The following is an 18,046-nucleotide window of genomic DNA, read 5'->3' on the forward strand; positions in this document are numbered from 1 at the left end:
GTCCGCGCCCCGACGCGGACCCGGTGGGCCGCCGGTCGCCGCGCACCCCGCCGTCCGCGCCGCGCTGCGCGCGCGGGCCGAGGGGTTGGCGCCGTTCTGGTTCGGGGCCCGGGAGCCGGCCCGCGGCGGCCCGCCCGCCCGGGTGCTCGTCGTCGACTTCGAGGACGCCTTCACCCGCATGCTGGCGCTGCAGGTCCGCGCCCTGGGCCACGACGTCGCGATCCGGTCCTGGACGGCGGTCGAGCGGTCCGAAGTGGACAGCCACGACCTGGTCGTGCTGGGCCCGGGGCCCGGCGACCCGAGGGACCGGGTGGACCCGCGCATCCGGCGGGCGCGCGAACTGGTCGACCTGCTGCTGGACCGGCGGGTGCCCTTCCTCGCCGAGTGCCTGAGCCACCAGGTGCTGTGCGCGCGGCTCGGGCTGCCGCTGGTCCGGCTCGACCGGCCCAACCAGGGCCTCGGGCGGTCGGTGGAGCTGTTCGGCGAGACCGAGCGGGTCGGCTTCTACAACTCCTACGCCGCCCGCCACCCGGTGGGCCTCGTGCGGGCCCGCGGCCTGCGCGACCCGGTCGAGCTGTGCCGCGATCCGCGCACCGGTGACGTGGTGGCCCTGCGCGGCGCCGGGTTCGCCTCGGTGCAGTTCCACGTGGAGTCGGTGCTGACGCGCCGCGGCGTGGGCGTCCTGGCGGAGATGGCCGCCTGGGCCCGCGGCTCCGCGCGCGCCGGCGGACCGGGCCGGCTCGCGGTCGCGCGCGCGACCCGCGACGAAGGCGGAGCCGCGTGATCCACCACGACGGGACGCCGGTGGTCGACCGGCGGCGCCGCGCCGGAGCCGCCCACTGGAACGCCGCACAACAGCCCACCTGGTCCGACCACCCCGACTACGACACCAGCCGCGCGACGCTGGGGTCCGCGCCCGCGCTGGTGGGCGTGGCGGAGGTGGACGAGTTGCGCCGCGCGCTGGCCGCCGTGGCCGCCGGGCACGCCCAAGTGCTCCAGATCGGCGACTGCGCGGAAAGCTTCCACGAGACCGACGAGGCGCACGTGCGCGCGAAACTGGCTCTGCTGCACCGCCTCTCCGACGCGTTGGCCGCCGACAGCGGCCAGGAGGTCGTGCGGATCGGTCGGCTGGGCGGCCAGTTCGCGAAACCGCGCAGCCGGCCCGTGGAACGGGTGGGCGAGCGGACCCTGCCCGCTTTCCGCGGCCACCTGGTCAACTCCGAGGAACCCAGCGACGAGGCCCGCCGGCACGACCCGCGCCGCATGGTCCGGGCGTACGAGCTGAGCGAGCGCGTCCTCGCGGTCGTGCGGGCCGACCGCGCGTGCCGTGCCGAGGACTTCCCGGCGGGGCCGTGGGCCAGCCACGACGCCCTGGTGATGGACTACGAGACCGCGCTGGTGCGCGACATCGAGGGGCGGCGGGTGCTCACCTCCACGCACCTGCCCTGGATCGGCGACCGGACGCGCGACCCGGGGTCGGCGCACGTGGCCCTGCTGTCCGCGGTGGACAACCCGGTGGCGTGCAAGATCGGTCCGTCCGCCACACCGGCGTCGGTGGCGGCGCTGTGCGGGCGGCTGGACCCCGAGCGCGTGCCGGGCCGGCTGACCCTGATCGCCCGGCTGGGCGTGGACGACGTCGAGGACCTGCTGCCGCCGATCGTCGCGGCGGTGCGCCGCCGGGGCCACCCGGTGGTCTGGCTCAGCGATCCCATGCACGGCAACACGTTCACCCTCGGCGACGGGCTCAAGACCAGGCGGCTGGCCGACCTGGTCGAGGAGGCCGTCCGGTTCCGGCGCGTGGTGCGCCGGGCGGGCGCCCACCCCGGCGGTCTGCACCTGGAGACCGCCACCGCGGACGTCACCGAGTGCCTCGGCGGCGCGGTGACCGACGCCGCGCGGGTGCCGCTGCGCTACACGACCCTGTGCGACCCGCGGCTCAACCCCGACCAGGCGGCGGAGCTCGTGCGCCGCTGGTCGCGGTCGTGACGCGGGCGCCGTCGGAGCGGCCGGGGGACCGGCCGGGGAAGGAGTGGAGGTGGCCCCACGACACGACGTCGCCCTGGTGACCGGGGCGGCGGGCGGGATCGGGACCGGGGTGGTGCGCGCGCTGGCCGCACAGGGCCGGCCGGTGGCCGCCCTGGACCTCACCACCGGCGCCGACGGTCCGGCGCACGACGAGCCGGGGATCACCCGCTACCGCGCGGACGTCGCCGACAGCGCCGGGGTGGCGGCGGTCGTCGAACGGGTCGAGCGGGAACTGGGCGGGATCGGCCTGTTGGTCAACGCCGCCGGGGTGCTGCGCACCGGCGCGGCCGTCGAGATGTCCGACGAGGACTGGCGCGCGACGTTCGCGGTCAACCTCGACGGCGTCTTCCACACGACCCGGGCGGTGGCGCCCCGGATGGTGCGCCGCCGGGCGGGCGTGATCGTGACCGTCGGCTCCAACGCGGGCCGCGTGCCGCGGATGCGGATGGCCGCCTACGGGGCGGCCAAGGCGGCGGTCGCCTCCTACACCAGGACGCTCGGGCTGGAGTTGGCCGAGCACGGCATCCGCTGCAACGTCGTGTCGCCGGGCTCGACCGACACACCCATGCTGCGCGCGCTGTGGACCGGCGGCGACGGGCGCCGGGCCGTCATCGACGGCGCGCCCGACCAGTACCGGCTGGGCATCCCGCTGCGCCGGATCGCCGAACCGCGCGACGTCGTGGAGGCCGTGCTGTTCCTCGCCTCCGAGCGCGCCCGGCACATCACCATGCAGGACCTGTGCGTCGACGGCGGCGCCATCCTGGGGACCTGAGGGACACATGGCCATCGCGAGCATCCCGCCCTACCCGATGCCCGAACCCGGCAGCCTGCCGCCCGCCGCGGTCGACTGGCGGGCGGACCCCGGCCGGGCGGCCCTGCTGCTGCACGACGTGCAGGAGTACTTCCTGCGCCCCTTCCGCCGCGACCGCTCCCCGGCCCGGGAACTGCTGGCCAACGCCGCGCGGTTGCGGGAGCGGGCCCGAGCGGCGGGCGTGCCGGTCCTGTACTCCGTGCAGCCCGGCGACATGAGCCGGGCGCAACGCGGCCTGCTGCGCGACTTCTGGGGCAGCGGGATGTCCTCGGCCGACCACGACGTGCGGGTCGTGGCGGAGTTGGCGCCGGCGGAGGACGACCACCTGGTGACCAAGTGGCGGTACAGCGCGTTCACCCGCTCCCGGCTCGGCGGGCTGATGCGCCGGCTGGGCCGCGACCAGTTGCTCGTCTGCGGTGTCTACGCCCAGGTGGGCTGCCTGGTGACCGCGGTGGACGCGTTCAGCCGGGACATCCAGCCGTTCCTGGTCGCCGACGCGGTGGCCGACTTCACCGCGGAGGGGCACCGGCTCGCGCTGGAGTACGCGGCCTCGCGCTGCGCGGCGGTGGTGTCCACCGACCGGCTCTGCGCGATGCTCGAAACCCGGAGCGCCACGTGAGCCGGCGTCGTTCGTGATTTCATGCGCGCGGTTGTGCAGAAGAACGAAATCGGCTCGGCGCCGGTTCTCTCCGGATTTGGCGCTCGGTAGCGTCGCCACCGTGACCGAGAAGTCCAGTGACGACCACACCGCCGAGATCTTCCGGGTACGCGCCGGAATCGTGATCGAGGCGGCTCCCGAGGACATCTTCCACTACGTGAGCGATTTGTCCCGCTCCGGGGAATGGAGCCCCGAATGCCTGGGCGGAACCTGGCGGGTCGGCGGTCCGGACCGGGTGGGCTCGGTGTTCGAGGGCCGCAACCACCGGGCGGCCGACGTGGTCGGCTGGGCCCCGGTCGTGCGCGGGACCTGGACCACTGAAGCCGAGGTCGTCGAGGTGGACCCGCCGCGCCGGTTCGCGTGGGCGATGCGGGACAGCGCCGGCCGCCGGCAGGACAGCGTGTGGTCGTTCGAGGTGCGGCCGGTGCCCGACGGCGGCGAACTGGTCCACGCGTTCCGCATGGGGCGGCCGACCGAAGGGATCCGGAAGATCGTATCCGGGCTTTCCCCGGAGCAGGCGGAGGCGTTCTTCCGCGACTGGTCGGTCAAACTCGCCGGCGACCTGCGGACGACGCTGGCCAACATCAGGGAAGTGCTCGGGAAGCGAGCCGGGGAAAGCATTCGTGGGAATTCCTGACCGCACGCCGCGCGCACCACGTGAAAGGGGACGCTCCAGTGCTGCTGCAACGACTCGGGAACAGGGGGCTCTTCCCGGGCGCGCTGTTCGACGAGGCGCTCCGGCGCCACCCGTACCAGCGGATCACGCTGGACCACCCGCTGGACGTGGCGCCCGACGCCGGCACGGACCTGTCGGTCTACACCTGCGGCCTGCTCGTCGCCGACCTGGCGGCGGCGCTGCGCGACCGGCGGCTGCGGCCCGGTGAGAAGGTGGTGGTCTACAAGCGGGACGCGTTCGACATCATGCTGCTGGCGTGCGCGGTGTCGCGCGCCGGGGGCGTGCCGGTCCTGCTCTCGCCCGCGCTGCCCGGCGCCACCGCGGCGGAGCTGGTGCGCCGGGTCGGCGGGCCGCGGCTGATCACCGACGAGCGCACGCTCGTGGACCGGCTGCCCGCCGACATCGGCGCCCACACCGCCGAGGTGCTCCTGGTCGCCGGGCAAGCGGCGGGCACGACCCCGCTGCGGCCGGCGCACGACGCGGGGCCCCGGCCGTTCACCCGGCCGAGCCCGGACGTCCCCGTGCTCGTCACGCACACCTCCGGGACCACCGACCTGCCGAAGCTGGTTGTGCACACCGCGCGGAGCCTCCGCGCGCGCTGCCGCCCGCAGGCGCTCATGGCCCGGCTGCTCATCCGCGAACGGGAGACGATGGCGCTGCACGTCTCGTTCGTCCACTCGCGACTGGTCAGCGCGCTGGCCATCGCCCTGGACCGCGGCTTCCCGCTGCTGGTCGTGCGCGACCCGGCGCCGGACCGCGTCGCCGGGCTGTTCGCCGCGCACCGGCCGGGCATCCTGGAGGCGCACCCGAACACGTTCGTCGAGTGGGAGGCGCTGGCCGAGGACCCGCTGGAGCCGTTGGCCGGCGTGAAGTACCTCTCCAGCACGTTCGACGCGATCCACCCGCGCACCGTCCGGACCGTCCTCGGGGCGTCGCACCGCAAGCGCCCGGTGCAGCTGCAGCTCTACGGGCAGAGCGAGGTCGGCCCCACCGCGGGCCGGGTCACCGGCCGGCGGCACGCGGGCGGGGTGGACACGCGGTGCGTCGGGTTCCCCTTCCCCGGCATGACCGCCGTGCGGGTGGTCCCGCGCGACGGGAAGCGGCCCAGCGCGGAGGCCCCCGGGCACATCGAGGTGCGCACGGACGGCCGGGCGCTGACCTACCTGGGCGAGGACGCGCGCTTCCGCGGTCAGCTCGACCGCGGCTGGTGGCGCATGGGCGACGTCGGCTACCGGACGCGGTGGGGGTGCCTGCACGTCTCCGACCGCGAGGTGGACCTCATCCCGGGCTTCGGCAGCGCGCTGGCGGCGGAGGACGTGCTGATGTCGCGCATCGAGGCGCTGCGCGAGGTCGTGATCATCCCGACCGGACCGGGGGCGCCGACCCCGGTCGTCGTCACCCGGGACGGCGCGGCGCTGGACCGCGGCCGGTGGCGCGCCGCGACGGCGGACCTGCCCGAGATGCGCCCACCGGTCCAGTTGGACCTGGCCGACCTGCCCGTGACCGCGACCACGAAGGTCCGCCGGCGCGAACTGGCCGCCCTGCTGCCACGCGCCACCGAACCGCCGACCGAAGCCCCGACCCCGGGCCCGGCCGCGTCGCCACACCGGCCCACCACGCCGACCGCGCCGACCACGCCGACCGCGCCGACCACGCCGACCGCGCCGACCACGCCGATCACGCCGACCACCGGAGGGTGACCCATGACCCCCGACCCGATCTCCGACGCCGACCGGGTGCTCGGCTGGCTCGACGACCCCGCCGGCACGCGCGGGGTGCGGTTCCGGCAGGACGACGGCTCCTGGCGGCGCACCCCCTACCCCGAACTGGCCGACCTGACCCTGCGGGCGGGCGCGGCGCTGGCCGACGCCGGTGTGCGGCCGGGGCAGGTGGTCCCGCTGGTGCTGCCCAACGGGCTGGACTTCGTCACCCACTTCTTCGGCCTGCTGGCGATCGGCGCCACCCCGTCGGTGCTGCCCCTGCCCTGGACCATCCGCGCCGGCTCGGGTTACGCGGACCACCTGCGCGCGATCCTCGACCGGCTGCGCCCGGACCACGTGGTGGTGGGCCCCGCCCACCGCGAGGTGTTCCACCGCGTCATGTCCGAAGTGGACAACGTGGTGCGCGTGGTCGATCCCGGGTACGCCGAGCACGCGCGGGACGCGCCGCGCCGGCGCGGCGACCTCGCGGTCCTCCAGTTCACCTCCGGCTCCCGGGGCAACCCCCGCGGCCTGCGGATCACCACGGCGAACCTCGCCGCCAACCTGCGGGCGATGCAGGAGTGGATGCGGCTGGAGGACCACGGCGCGGTGTCCTGGCTGCCGACCTACCACGACATGGGCCTGGTCGGCACGATGCTCGCGCACACCACGCTGCAACTGGAGCACGCGGTGCTGCGGCCCGAGCACTTCCTGCGCGACCCGCGCGGCTGGCTGGCCGAGTACGGTCGCGCCCCGTACGCGGCGATGGTCATGCCGAACTTCGGCTTCGACCTGCTGCTGGCGCGCGTCGGGCCGCAGGACGTGGCCGGGCTGGACTTCTCCGGCCTGCGGTGCGTGGTCAGCGGCGCCGAGCGGGTGGACCCGGCGGTGCTGTCCCGCTTCCACCGCCTGCTGGAGCCGCACGGCCTGCGCGGTGACGCCCTGATGCCCGCCTACGGCCTGGCCGAGTGCACGCTGGCGGTCACCGGCCGCCGGGCCGCCGGGCCGCCCCGGCTGGTCCGCACCGGCGTCGAGCGGGACCTCGGCGAGAAGGTGGACGTGCGCGACAGCGCCGAGCTGACCACCGAACCCGTCGCGGACCCGCGGCTGTGGCAGGTCGGCTGCGGTCGCCCGCTCGACGGCGTCGAGGTCGGGATCCTCGACGACGACGGGGTCGAGCAGCCCGAGGGCGTCGTCGGCGAGATCCTCGTGCGCGGCCCCTCGGTCGCGGCCGGCTACCTCGACGCGGCGCCGGAGGACGCGGCGAGGTTCACCGCCGCCGGGTTCCGCACCGGCGACGCGGGCTTCCTGCTCGACGGCGAGCTGTACGTGATCGGCCGGTTGGGCGACAGCGTCAAGGTCAACGGGCAGAACGTCTTCATGGAGGACGTCGAACTCGAACTGGTCGCGCGGGATCTGGTGTCGCGGCGGAACGCGGTCGTGGTCGCGGGGGTCCTCCGGTCGACGCCGACCGTGCTGGTGGTCACCGAGCGGCCGTTGGCCGCCGACGCCGTCCCCGCCACCGAGGCCGCGGTCCGCGCGCTGACCGGCGACGGCGTCACGGTCCGGGTGCTGCACGTGCGGTCCGGCAGCATCCCGCGCACCTCCAGCGGCAAACCGCGGCGCCGAGCGCTGTGGCTGGCCTACCTGAGCGGCGAACTGGCGCAGGTGGCGCCATGAACGCGCGCGTACCGACGTCGGTGTCGAGAAGGGGAGTCATGGTGCACCAACAGGAACCGGTCGGCCCGCGGACGAGGCGACCGCTGTTCGCGGACGGGCCGTTCGGCGACCGCGTGGCCGACGGCCGCGCCCTGGTGGCCGACGTGCTGCGCACGGCGTTCGACCCGCGCGTGGCCCGGGCGGAGGCCGACGGCCTGTTCCCGCGGTGGGCGCTGACCGAGATCGCCGCGACCGGGCTGCTGCGCGAGCGGTGGTCCGGCGGCCCGCACGGCGACCCCGGGCTCGGCGTGGTCATCGCCGAGGAGAGCGGCGCCCTGGGCGTCCTCGGGCTGTCGGTGGGGTTGAGCCTGCAGTGCGAGACGGTCGCGTCCGTCCTGCACCGCCACGCCGACAACGCCCTGCTGCGCGAGCACCTCGACGGGGTTCTCGACGGCACCCGCGTGGGCTGCCTGGGCGCGTCGGAACCGACGGGCGGGTCGGACCTCAACGGCGTCCGCACCACCGCCCGCAGGGTCCCGGGCGGCTGGCACGTCACGGGCGAGAAGAAGTTCCTGTCCCTGGGACTGGTGTGCGACTTCGCGCTGCTGCTGTGCCGGCTGGACGAGGGCGGCGGCGCGGTCGCGGGCCGGCTCGGGCTGCTGGCGGTGCCGCGGTCGGGGCTGACCCCGCGCAAGCGGCTGACCAAGGTCGGCACCGCGGCGCTGGACACGACGTGGATGGCGGTCGACGCCCGGGTCCCCGACGACGCGCTGGTCGGCCGGCCCGGCGGCGGGCTGCTCGCGGCCGTGTGGGCGTTGGACCACGAGCGCCTGTCCATCGCCGCCCAGGCCGCCGGCGCGGCCCGGTACGCGATCGGGCTGACCACCGCGCACCTGCACCGGCGCGAGCAGTTCGGCGAACCCCTGGTGCGGCGCCAGGCGCTGCGGCTGCGGCTCGCGGAGCTGGCCTCGCGGCTGGTGACCCTGCGCTACGCCGTCTACGCGGCGGCCCAGGGCATGGCCGTCGAGGCCTGCGGCACCAGGGAGATCGCCGCGCTGAAGGCGACCGCGGCGCGGTTCCTGGAGGAGGTCATGAGCGAGTGCATGCACATGTTCGGCGGCATGGGCTACCTGGAGGACGAGACACCGCTGGCCCGCATGTGGCGCGACTCCCGGCTGGCCCGCCTCGGCGGCGGCAGCGACGAGATGATGTGGGAGCTGGTCGCCGGCGGCCTGGTCCCCGACTTCACCGCCTACGACCGGGTCGTGGTGGCGCCATGAGGATCCTGGTGACCGGCGTGACCGGTCAGCTGGGCACCGCGGTCGCGGAGGTCGCGGCCGAGCGCGGGATCGACCTCGTGCCCCTGGTGCGGGCCGACCGGCCGGGACGGGTGCCGTTCGCGCGCGCCTTCCCGCACCTGGACCACGCGAAGGTCGTCGGTGACGTCCGCCTGCCGCGCTGGGGCCTGACCGACGCCGTGCTGGACGCGTTGGGCGACACCGTGGACGCGGTCGTGAACCTCGCCGGCGACACCGACTGGGCGGGCAGCGGGCGCGACCTGCACGCGGTCAACGTGCTGGGCGCGCGGCACGGGCTGGAGGTGACGCGCGAGCTGCGCCGCCGCTCCGGCCGGCGCGTGCTGCACTGCCACGCGTCCTCGATCTTCGTGGCGGGCGGCCTGATCGGCCCGATCGCCGAGCGGCAACTCGCCGTGGACCGGCACCGCACCGCCTACGAGCACAGCAAGTGGACCGCCGAACGGGAGCTGGCCGCGCAGGCCCGGCCCGACGACCCCGCCGACCCGGACGTGCTGATCTGCCGGGTGTGCGCGCTGGTGGGCGACTCCCGCACCGGCCGCACGCTCAAGCGCAACTCGCTGTACCTGCTGGCCGAGCGGTGGGACGACCTGCCGGGCCGGGTGCTGCCGCTGATGCCGGGCGCCCGCGTGGACGTGCTGCCGCGCGACGTCGCCGCCGCCACCCTGCTGGACGCCGTGGCGGGCGCGCTGCGGACCGGGCCGCGACGGGAACCCACCGTGGTGCACGTCGCCGCCGGCGAGCGCGCCCCGACCACCCGGGCGCTGCTGGAGACCGCGCGGTCGGTGTCGCCCGCGACGTTCGGCCGGTGGGTCCGCGTGGTGCCCGCCACCGCCGCGCAGGTGTTGTGGCTGTCCGGCAACGCGGAGCGGTTCTGGCCGCTGAGCAGGTCCTGGCGCAACAGCCTGACCGGCCTGCGCTACATCGGGCTGGAACGGGTGCTGGAACGCGGCGCGCTGGCGAGCCTGCTGCCCGGCCCGCCGCCCGCACCGGACACCGAGCTGATCGCCCGGTTGCTGTTCGACGCGCCCGCCCCGGCCACGCCGGTGGCGCCCGTGGACTCGGGATTGTCGAGGTTCCTGCCATGAACGTGTTGATCCTGGGCGGCACCGGGTTCGTCGGCGCGGGGATCGCCCGCACGCTGGCCCGCACCGGCGCGGCCGTCCGCGTGCTGTCCCGCGGTGGCGCCACACCGGTCGGCGAGGGGGTGCGCGGCGACGTGCGGCTGCCCGACCTCGGCCTGTCCGGCGACGCGCTGGCCGCGATCCGCGCGCAGACCACGCACGTGGTGCTGACCTTCGGCTCGGTGTCCTGGGCCGCCGGCCCCGACCAGGTGCTGCAGACCCACGCCGGCGGGACCAGGTCGGCGCTGGAGTTCCTGCGCACCCTGCCCCGCCTGGAGCAGGCGGTGCACATCTCGTCGCTGCTGTCCCTGGGCCGCGCGAAGGGCCGGGTCACCAACCGCGAGCTCTACACCGGGCAGGGGTTCCGCAATTGGTACGAGTACGGCAAGTACTGCGCCGAGCGGCTCGTGCGCGACGCCGCGGACCTCCCGGTCGGCGCGGTGCGGTTCGGTCCGGTGGCGGGCGCCGACCCGTTCGGCCGGCCCATCGACACCAGCTACGGCCTGCCCGCGGTGCTGCCGCACCTGCTGGCGGGTTACCCGGTGCCGGCCCGGCACGGCGGCGAGTTCCCGTGCTGGATCACCGACGTCTCCTCGGCCGCGGAGATCGTGCTCAAGGCCCTCACCGCCCCGATCGGCCGCGACGTGTGGACGTGGTTCGACCCGGCGCTGCCCAGCCTGCGCCGGGTGTTCACCGAGGTGTGCCGCCCGTGGGGGGTCGTGCCCCGGATCGTCGAGGGCGGCCGGGGCCTGCGCCGGCTGACCGCGCTGGTCAGCGACCGCATCGGCCTGCCGCGCGAGGTGGTCGCCTACCTCGAACCGTGGTTCGACGTGGACCCCGACGTGCTGCGGGACGTCCCGCGGCCCTGGCCCGCCCCCGACCCGGACTACCTGGCCGACACCGGCCGCGCGCTGCTGGGAGGTGGCTCATGACCGCGCGGATCTCACCCGTGGACACCGATCCGCACCCGTACTTCCGGGTGTACTCGGCGGGCAACTTCGGCGAGGTGGCGCCGGAACGGCTGTCCCCGATGTCCTGGTCGCTGGTCGGCGAGCCGATGGAACGCGGCAGCCGCGCGCTGATGCGGCGGCTGTACGGGCGCTCGACGTGGGCCGAGGGCTCGCACTTCGTGTTCCTGGGCTACTTCGGCTGCCGGCCCTACCACAACCTCGCCGCCTACTGCCACCTGGCCCGCAACATCGTCGGGTTCGAGCCGCAGGACGTCACCGACGCCTACTTCGAGGGCGTCCACGTGCCCGACGAGGTCGAGTCGCTGCGCGTGGCCAAGCCCCGCCGGTGGGCCGGCGCGGCGGCCTTCCTGTGGCTGCTGCGCGACATCGGCCCGCGCCTGCGCCGCCAGGAGGAGCGCGTCGGCGAGTTGGAGCGGGGCCTGCGGGCCGCGGTCACGACGAACAACCCGGTCGCGTTGTCGGGCGTGCTGCGGGCGGCGAAACCGGTGCTGGACGAGGCGTGGGAACTGCACATGTTCGCCTCCGCCGGACTGGTGCCCGCCAACGCCCTGCAACGCAAGGCCTACCGCAAGCTGATGCGCAACGGCGAGGAGATCGCGCAGTGGCTGCGCCGCCCGCGCGAACTGGTGTGGGACCGGCTGCACGACGCCGCCGCGACCGGGGACCCGTTCGGTCCCGGCCACTTCCTGGACACGTCGTTCTACGAGGTGGCCGACCACACCGAGCCCTGGCGCGAGTTCCGGGTGCGGCACAAGCCGGCGGCGACGCCGATCGGCGAGCGCCCGGTGGCGCTGCTGGACCCGGCCGAGGCGCTGCGCGGGATGCTCAGCCCGTGGCGCGACCGGGCCGTGCGCGCGCTCGCGGTGACCGTGGGCGAGTTGATGGCCGGTCGGGAGCACACCAAGTCGTTGGCCATGCGCACCTTGCACGTCTACCGGCGACTGCTGCCCGCGCTCGCGCCCGCCCTGGGCGTCGGCGACGACGTGTGGCCGTACCTGACCGTCGACGAGTTCGCCGACCTGGCGACCGACCCCGCGGCGGCCGACCGCGCGGCGGCCCGCGCCGCCGCCTGCCGGCGGGCCCTGCGCGTCCCGATGCCCGAACACCTCGACCTCACCGCCGGCGACGGCGTCGTGCGCCCCTGGCAGTCCGACGTCCCGGTGGTGGCGCGGCGCGGCGTGGCGCCGGGCATCGGGGTGGGCGTCGCCTGCTCGCCCGAGGACGACCTGCCCGACGGCCCGGTCGTGCTCGTGTGCTCCTCCGCCGACGCCGACATCGCGCCCCTGCTGCCGTACGCGGCGGGCGTGCTCAGCGAACGCGGCAGCGACATGTCCCACATCGCGATCCTGTCCCGGGAGTACGGGGTGCCCTGCGTCGTCGGTTACCCCGGCGCCGCGTCGCTGCCCGCCGGCACCCGGGTCTCCGTCAACGGCAGCACCGGAGAGGTGATCATCCTTGACCAGCACTGACCACACGTCCTCCGCCGAGGTCATCGCGGCACTGGAGGAGGTCTACACCCGGATCAAGCGGGTGACCCGCGAGATCAGGACGTCCGACCGGATCGTCGCCGACCTCGGCGTCGACTCCCTGGCCACCCTGGAGATGCTGCTGGAACTGGAGAAGCGGTTCGACGTGTCCCTGGTGGACGACCCGGGCGCGGCCCGCGTCGAGACGGTCGGCGACCTGGTGGCCCTGCTCGACGCCGCCCGGTCGGGACGGGCGGGCCGGCCGTGACCGGGGCGGTGGAGGCCGGCGCGACCGGGCACTTCGAGGTCCTGCACGCGCTGGCGATCAAGGCGATGGCGCCGCCGGCCGCGTTGGCGGCCGTGACGGGCGTGGACGTGCTGCCGGGCCTGGTGGTCCTGCGCGACGGGGGCTGGGCCGAGCACCTGGCGGGCCGCGACCTGTGGCGGATCACCAAGCAGGGCCGCGCGCTGCACGCGCGGTTGGTGGCCGAGAGGATCACCGAGCCGGCCCGGGGCCGGTTGCGCGCGGGGTACGAGCGGTTCCTCCCGCTGGACCGGTGGTTCAAGGGCGTCTGCACCCGCTGGCAGGTGCGCGACGGCGTGCCGAACGACCACTCCGACGCCCGCTACACCGGGGCGCTGGTGGTCGAGCTGGGCCGGCTCCACGAACGGGTCGACTCCCTGCTGCTCGACCTGGGACGGGCGCTCGACCGGCTCACCGGCTACCGGGCGCGGCTCAGCGCCGCGCTGGACCGCGTGCGCGACGGCGACCGCACGGCGTTCACCGGCGTGCTGTGCGAGTCCTACCACGACGTCTGGATGGAGCTGCACCGCGACCTGCAGCTCGTGCTGGGCGTCGACCGGCACGCCGAGGAGACCGGGGCCGCGCGATGACGACGGACCTGGTCCGGCTGACCGGCCGGCTCGACGGGGACGACCGGTCGTGGGCGGGTGGCAAGGCGGTCGGCCTGGCCGCCCTGTCCCGGCTCGGGCTCGCGGTGCCCGACACCTGGGTCGTCCCGGTCGACGCCGCGCCCGCCGCCGACGCGTTCGCGGGCTTGGCGGGGGTCGCGCCGCGGTGGGCCGTGCGCAGCTCGGCGACCAGCGAGGACGGCGACCGGCGGTCCTACGCCGGGATGTTCCGCAGCGAACTCGACGTCCCCGCGGCCGACCTGCCCGCCGCGGTGGCGCGGGTCCGGGCGTCGGCGCACGGCGAGCGCGTCGCGGCGTACCGCGCGAAGGTGGGGGACGGCGGCGCGCTCGGGATGGCGGTGCTGCTGCAGCCGTACCGACCGCCCGCCCGCGGCGGCGTGTGGTTGGGCCGGGGCCCGGGCGCGGGCCGGCTGGAGTGGACGCGCGGCAGCGGGGAGGCGCTGGTGTCCGGTGTGGTGACGCCCGACTGGGAGGAGTGGACGACCGCCGGCCGCGTGGGCGGCTCGGCGGCCCGGCCGCTGGCCGGCGGCGGCCTGCCGGTGGGCGAGGCGTGCCTGGCCGTGCAGGACGCCCTCGGTGTGCCCGCCGACCTGGAGTTCGCGCTGGTGGACGACGGTCTGCTGTGGCTGCAGTTCCGGCCGACGACCGCCGACCTCGCGGCCCCGCCCGCCGGCCCGCTCGGCCGGGACGTCGTGCGCGGCACCGCCGCCGCGCCGGGGACCGCCTCGGGCCGCGGTCTGCTGCTGCGCGACGCCGCCGATCCGGGGTGGAGCGCCGACGCGGTGCTGCTGGCCGACCACACCGACCCCGACTGGGTGCCGCTGATGGCCGAGGCGTCGGCGTTGGTGACCGCGACCGGCGGGATGCTGTGCCACGCCGCGATCGTCGCGCGCGAACTGGGCGTCCCGTGCGTCACCGGGGTCGGCCGGGCGGCGCTGGGCGCGCTCGCCGGCGGCGACCTCGTCGTGGACGGCTCGGCGGGCACGGTGGCGGTGTCGCGGTGACCGGACCGGACGAGATGGGCTTCGGGCAGCGCGGGTTCGCCGCCGTGCTGGGCGCCCTGGCCGCCGCGCGGTCCCCGCGGCTGCCGCCCGAGGTGGCCGGGGGAGGGGCGTGGGCGGACGAGTTGGCCGACCTCGCGGACGAGCAGCGCGCGTTCGCCGCGCTCCTCGACGCGCTGGCGTCCGCCGACTGGGAGCGGCCGTCGGCGGCGCCCGGCTGGACCGTCCGCGACCAGGTGGCCCACCTCGCCGACACCGAGGAGGTCGCCGCCGACACCCTCCTCGACGGCCCCCGGGCCTTCCGCCGCGCCCTGGGGGGTTTCGCGACCGCGGAGGACTTCACCGCGGCGGGCTGCCGGCGCGCCGACGGCATGTCCCCCACCGACCTGGTGTCGTGGTGGGCCGGCGCCGCCGCGCGCACCCGCGAGGCGCTGGGCCGCCGCGATCCGCAGGAGCGCGTCGCGTGGGGGTTCGGCCTGTCGGCACGGGTGTTCGCGACCGCGCGGCTCATGGAGCACTGGGCGCACGGGCTGGACATCGCCGACGCGCTCGGCCTCCCGGTGCCGGAGACCCCGAGGCTGCTGCGCGTGGCCGAACTCGGGCTGGCCACCCTGCGCTACGCCCTGGCCCGCGCCGGGACCCGGTGGCCCGCCGGGCACACCCTGCGCCTGGAACTGCGCGCGCACGACGGCGCCCTCCACCGGCTGGGCCCCGAGGACGCCACCGACGTCCTGCGCGGCCCGCTCGCGGCGTGGTGCCGCACCGCCACCCGGCGCGCCGGCGGGCGGCGGCCGTTCGAGACCGACGGCCCGCTGGCCGCCTTGGCCACCACCCACGCGCGGGCCTACCTGTGACCCGACCACCGACGCGGCAGGAGCGTGCCCATGATCGAAGTGACCGAGCGGGAGACCATCGCCTGCGAGCCGCGGGACTGGCTCGAATTCGTCCTGGACGTGGAGCGCTACGCCGAGGTGGACGACAAGATCGGCCCGATCCGGTGGAGCCGCAGGCGCGGGGACGTCGTCGAGTTCAAGTTCCGGCCGCGCCTGCCCGGGGTGCGCCTGCCCGAGCCCTGCACCACCTCGCGGATGCGCCTGGTGGCCGGTGAACGCATCGACGTGCGCCTGGCCCCCTTGCCGCGCAACGCGCTCAACCGGTGCGCCGGCCTGTTCCGGGCGCGGTTCAGCGCCGTGGCGGTCGACGGCGGGGCGGAGGTGACCCGCATGATCTCGTTCCGCTTCAACCCGCTGCTGCGCGGCCTGTTCGAGCCCACCCTGCGGCGCACCCTGCCCGCGTCGGTGCGCCGGGAGCTCGCGCTGGCCAAGCGGATCCTGGAGGACCGGCGGTGAGCCGCCCGACGACCGCGGGCAAGGGCATCACCACGTCCGACGGCGGGCGACCGTTCCACGTCGCGGTGGTCGGCGCCGGCCTGTCCGGCATCGCCGCCGCGGTGAAGCTGCGCCGCGCGGGCATCACCGACCTGGTGGTGCTGGAGAAGGCCGACCGGGTCGGCGGCACCTGGCGCGACAACACCTACCCCGGCTGCGCCGTGGACATCCCGGCGCCGGTCTACTCCTTCTCGTTCCACCCCAACCCCGGGTGGAGCCGCAACTTCGTCGGCCAGGCGGAGCTGCTGGCCTACATCGAGGACACGGTGGACCGGTTCGGCCTGGCCGAGCACATCAGGCTGGCCACCGAACTGCTCGAAGCGACGTGGTCGGACGCGCGCCAGAGGTGGACCCTGCGGACCTCCCGCGGTGTGCTCTCGGCGCGGCACGTGGTGTTCGCCTCCGGGTTGCTGACCGAGCCCAGGATCCCCGACCTGCCGGGCCTGGCCGGTTTCCCGGGCGAGGTGCTGCACTCGGCGCGCTGGGACCACGGCGTCGACCTCACCGGCCGGCGGGTCGCGGTGGTCGGGACCGGCTGCTCGGCGGTGCAGATCGTCCCGGAGGTCCAGCCGCACGTGCGGCGGCTGCACGTCTTCCAGCGGACCCCGGCGTGGGTGTTGCCGCGACTGGACTTCGCCTTCCCCGCGGCGGTGCGGGCGGTGTTCCGCCGGTACCCGGCGACCCAGCGCCTGGCCCGGCTCGCGGGCGACGTCGTGCTGCGGCTGCTGGGCGCGCTGATGCGGCGCGCCCGGGTCGCCCGCGTGCTCAACGCGGTCGGCCGGTCGGTCCTGCGCCGCCAGGTGCCCGACCCGGCGCTGCGCGCGGCGTTGACACCGGAGTTCACCGTGGGCTGCAAGCGCATCCTGCTGTCCAACACCTACCTGCCCGCGCTCACCAAGTCCAACGTGGACCTGGTGCCGAGCGCGCTCGCCGCGGTCGAGGGCTCGGTGCTGGTGGCCGCCGACGGCACCCGGGCCGAGGTCGACGTGCTCGTGTTCGCCTCCGGGTTCGAGCTGCGGCACCCGGCGATCGCGCGGCGCGTCCGCTGCCGGGACGGCAGGCTGCTGGCCGACGCGTGGTCCGCCGCGCCCCCGCGGGCCTACCGCGCGACCACCGTCCCCGGCCTGCCCAACGCCTACCTGCTGCTGGGGCCCAACGGCGTCACGCACCACTCGCTGCTCGCCCTGGCCGAACGCCAGCTCGACTACGTCGTCGACGCGATCCGCACCGCCGAGTCCCGCGCCGTCGGGGCGCTGGAGGTCCGGCGCGACCGGTTCGACGCGTTCGACCGGGAGCTGCGCCGCCGCTTGCGCGACAGCGTCTACGACAGCGGCGGGTGCCGCAGCTTCTACCACGACGAGCACGGCCGCAACTTCGTCGTCTGGCCGTGGTCGCAGCGCAGGCTGCGGCGCGCGCTCGCGCGCTTCGACATCGAGAACTACGAGACCACACCCCTCGCCGGCGACGGCACGGGCTGAGGGACGCGGAAAGGACCAGGGGTGTACGACTACACACAGGCGTTGCGCCGCAGCCGGACCAGCCGGGAGAACGGCGCCGCCCCCCGCGAGGTGGACGTGGGCGGCCGGTCGTGGCTCGTGCTGCCCGGGGTGTTCTCGCCGGGCGACTCGCGGTCCTCGGCCGCCCACCTCGCGCTGCTCGACTTCCCCGTGGACGGGTCGTTGCTGGAGATCGGCTCCGGGTGCGGCCTCATCGCGGTCAGCGCGGCGCTGGCCGGTTGCCGCGGCGTGGTCGCGACCGACCTCAACCCCGTCGCGGTGGAGAACACCGCGCTCAACGCGCGGCGCTTCGGCGTCGCCGACGCGGTGAGCTGCCGGTTGGGCGACCTGTTCGCCCCGCTGGCCGAGGAGGAGCGGTTCGACGTCGTCTACTGGCACTCCAACAACGTCTGGACGCCGCCGGCGCTCACCCCCGAGCACGTCCACGAGTTGGCCTACGTCGATCCCGGCTACGACGCCCACAAGCGCTTCTTCCGGGACGCCCGCGCCCACCTCGCGCCGGGCGGCCGGGTCCTGCTGGGGGTGAGCAGCCGCGCCGAGCGCACCCACCTCGACCTGTTCGCGGCGCACGAGCACCAGCGGCTGGTGTCGCTGGCCTCGACCACGGTCACCGAACCCGAGGGCCCGGTGGTCTACGAACTGCTGGAACTCCTCGGCGGCTGAGCGCCGACCGGACCGGAGCCGCCCTGTCGCGGACGGCGCGCGAGGGACGTCGGTCCCATGCCGGACAGGGAGGCCGGGTCGGCCGGGGGCGGCTGACCCGGCCCGTCGCGGAGCACCCCGATCCCCCCCGGGCGACCA

At 75.8% G+C, this 18,046-nt stretch carries 18 protein-coding genes; all 18 read left to right on the plus strand.

The window, feature by feature from the left end; genetic code table 11:
* A partial coding sequence (locus AB0A74_RS33570; protein ID WP_358255890.1) for an aminodeoxychorismate/anthranilate synthase component II occupies positions 1–784 on the plus strand: 784 nt, incomplete at its 5' end.
* Complete coding sequence (locus AB0A74_RS33575) at positions 781–1,986, plus strand: 3-deoxy-7-phosphoheptulonate synthase (RefSeq protein ID WP_358255892.1); 1,206 nt, start codon at positions 781–783, stop codon at positions 1,984–1,986. The genes AB0A74_RS33570 and AB0A74_RS33575, both read left to right, overlap by 4 nt.
* Positions 1,987–2,035: 49 nt before the next feature.
* On the plus strand, positions 2,036–2,797 hold the full coding sequence (gene dhbA / locus AB0A74_RS33580; RefSeq protein WP_358255894.1) for a 2,3-dihydro-2,3-dihydroxybenzoate dehydrogenase: 762 nt from the start codon (positions 2,036–2,038) through the stop codon (positions 2,795–2,797).
* A 7-nt stretch (positions 2,798–2,804) separates the two neighbouring features.
* A complete protein-coding gene (locus AB0A74_RS33585) occupies positions 2,805–3,455 on the plus strand; it encodes an isochorismatase family protein (RefSeq protein WP_358255896.1) in 651 nt (216 codons plus the stop codon).
* 100 nt (positions 3,456–3,555) lie between these two features.
* Positions 3,556–4,131: an SRPBCC family protein gene (locus AB0A74_RS33590; RefSeq protein WP_358255897.1), complete on the plus strand. Its 576-nt coding sequence runs from the start codon at positions 3,556–3,558 to the stop codon at positions 4,129–4,131.
* 38 nt (positions 4,132–4,169) lie between these two features.
* Entirely contained in the window at positions 4,170–5,870 is a 1,701-nt protein-coding gene (locus AB0A74_RS33595; RefSeq protein ID WP_358255899.1) for an AMP-binding protein, read from the plus strand.
* Positions 5,871–5,873: 3 nt separating this feature from the next.
* A complete protein-coding gene (locus AB0A74_RS33600; RefSeq protein ID WP_358255901.1) occupies positions 5,874–7,550 on the plus strand; it encodes an AMP-binding protein in 1,677 nt (558 codons plus the stop codon).
* 38 nt (positions 7,551–7,588) lie between these two features.
* Positions 7,589–8,809 (plus strand): acyl-CoA dehydrogenase family protein, encoded by a 1,221-nt coding sequence (locus AB0A74_RS33605; protein ID WP_358255903.1) that lies wholly within the window; start codon positions 7,589–7,591, stop codon positions 8,807–8,809.
* Positions 8,806–9,933, plus strand: coding sequence for an SDR family oxidoreductase (locus AB0A74_RS33610; protein WP_358255904.1), 1,128 nt, complete (start codon positions 8,806–8,808; stop codon positions 9,931–9,933). Before AB0A74_RS33605 ends, AB0A74_RS33610 begins: the two co-directional genes overlap by 4 nt.
* Positions 9,930–10,901 carry an SDR family oxidoreductase gene (locus AB0A74_RS33615; protein ID WP_358255906.1) on the plus strand — a complete coding sequence of 324 codons (972 nt, stop codon included), beginning with the start codon at positions 9,930–9,932 and terminating at the stop codon, positions 10,899–10,901. Before AB0A74_RS33610 ends, AB0A74_RS33615 begins: the two co-directional genes overlap by 4 nt.
* Positions 10,898–12,409 (plus strand): PEP-utilizing enzyme, encoded by a 1,512-nt coding sequence (locus AB0A74_RS33620; protein ID WP_358255908.1) that lies wholly within the window; start codon positions 10,898–10,900, stop codon positions 12,407–12,409. Before AB0A74_RS33615 ends, AB0A74_RS33620 begins: the two co-directional genes overlap by 4 nt.
* Positions 12,396–12,674 (plus strand): acyl carrier protein, encoded by a 279-nt coding sequence (locus tag AB0A74_RS33625; RefSeq protein ID WP_358255910.1) that lies wholly within the window; start codon positions 12,396–12,398, stop codon positions 12,672–12,674. The genes AB0A74_RS33620 and AB0A74_RS33625 overlap by 14 nt, the downstream gene beginning before the upstream one ends.
* Entirely contained in the window at positions 12,671–13,300 is a 630-nt protein-coding gene (locus tag AB0A74_RS33630; RefSeq protein WP_358255912.1) for a MarR family transcriptional regulator, read from the plus strand. The genes AB0A74_RS33625 and AB0A74_RS33630 overlap by 4 nt, the downstream gene beginning before the upstream one ends.
* Positions 13,297–14,343: a PEP/pyruvate-binding domain-containing protein gene (locus AB0A74_RS33635; RefSeq protein ID WP_358255914.1), complete on the plus strand. Its 1,047-nt coding sequence runs from the start codon at positions 13,297–13,299 to the stop codon at positions 14,341–14,343. The genes AB0A74_RS33630 and AB0A74_RS33635 overlap by 4 nt, the downstream gene beginning before the upstream one ends.
* Positions 14,340–15,194 (plus strand): maleylpyruvate isomerase family mycothiol-dependent enzyme, encoded by an 855-nt coding sequence (locus AB0A74_RS33640; protein ID WP_358255916.1) that lies wholly within the window; start codon positions 14,340–14,342, stop codon positions 15,192–15,194. Before AB0A74_RS33635 ends, AB0A74_RS33640 begins: the two co-directional genes overlap by 4 nt.
* Before the next feature lie 30 nt (positions 15,195–15,224).
* The gene (locus tag AB0A74_RS33645) at positions 15,225–15,689 is read left to right on the plus strand and encodes an SRPBCC family protein (RefSeq protein ID WP_358255918.1); all 465 of its coding nucleotides are present in this window, start codon (positions 15,225–15,227) and stop codon (positions 15,687–15,689) included.
* Positions 15,686–17,206: an NAD(P)/FAD-dependent oxidoreductase gene (locus AB0A74_RS33650; protein WP_358255919.1), complete on the plus strand. Its 1,521-nt coding sequence runs from the start codon at positions 15,686–15,688 to the stop codon at positions 17,204–17,206. The genes AB0A74_RS33645 and AB0A74_RS33650 overlap by 4 nt, the downstream gene beginning before the upstream one ends.
* 21 nt (positions 17,207–17,227) lie before the next feature.
* The gene (locus AB0A74_RS33655) at positions 17,228–17,908 is read left to right on the plus strand and encodes a methyltransferase (RefSeq protein WP_358255921.1); all 681 of its coding nucleotides are present in this window, start codon (positions 17,228–17,230) and stop codon (positions 17,906–17,908) included.
* Positions 17,909–18,046: the final 138 nt, after the last annotated feature.

The organism is Saccharothrix sp. NPDC042600 (genome assembly GCF_040647305.1).
GTDB lineage: Bacteria > Actinomycetota > Actinomycetes > Mycobacteriales > Pseudonocardiaceae > Actinosynnema > Actinosynnema mutabilis.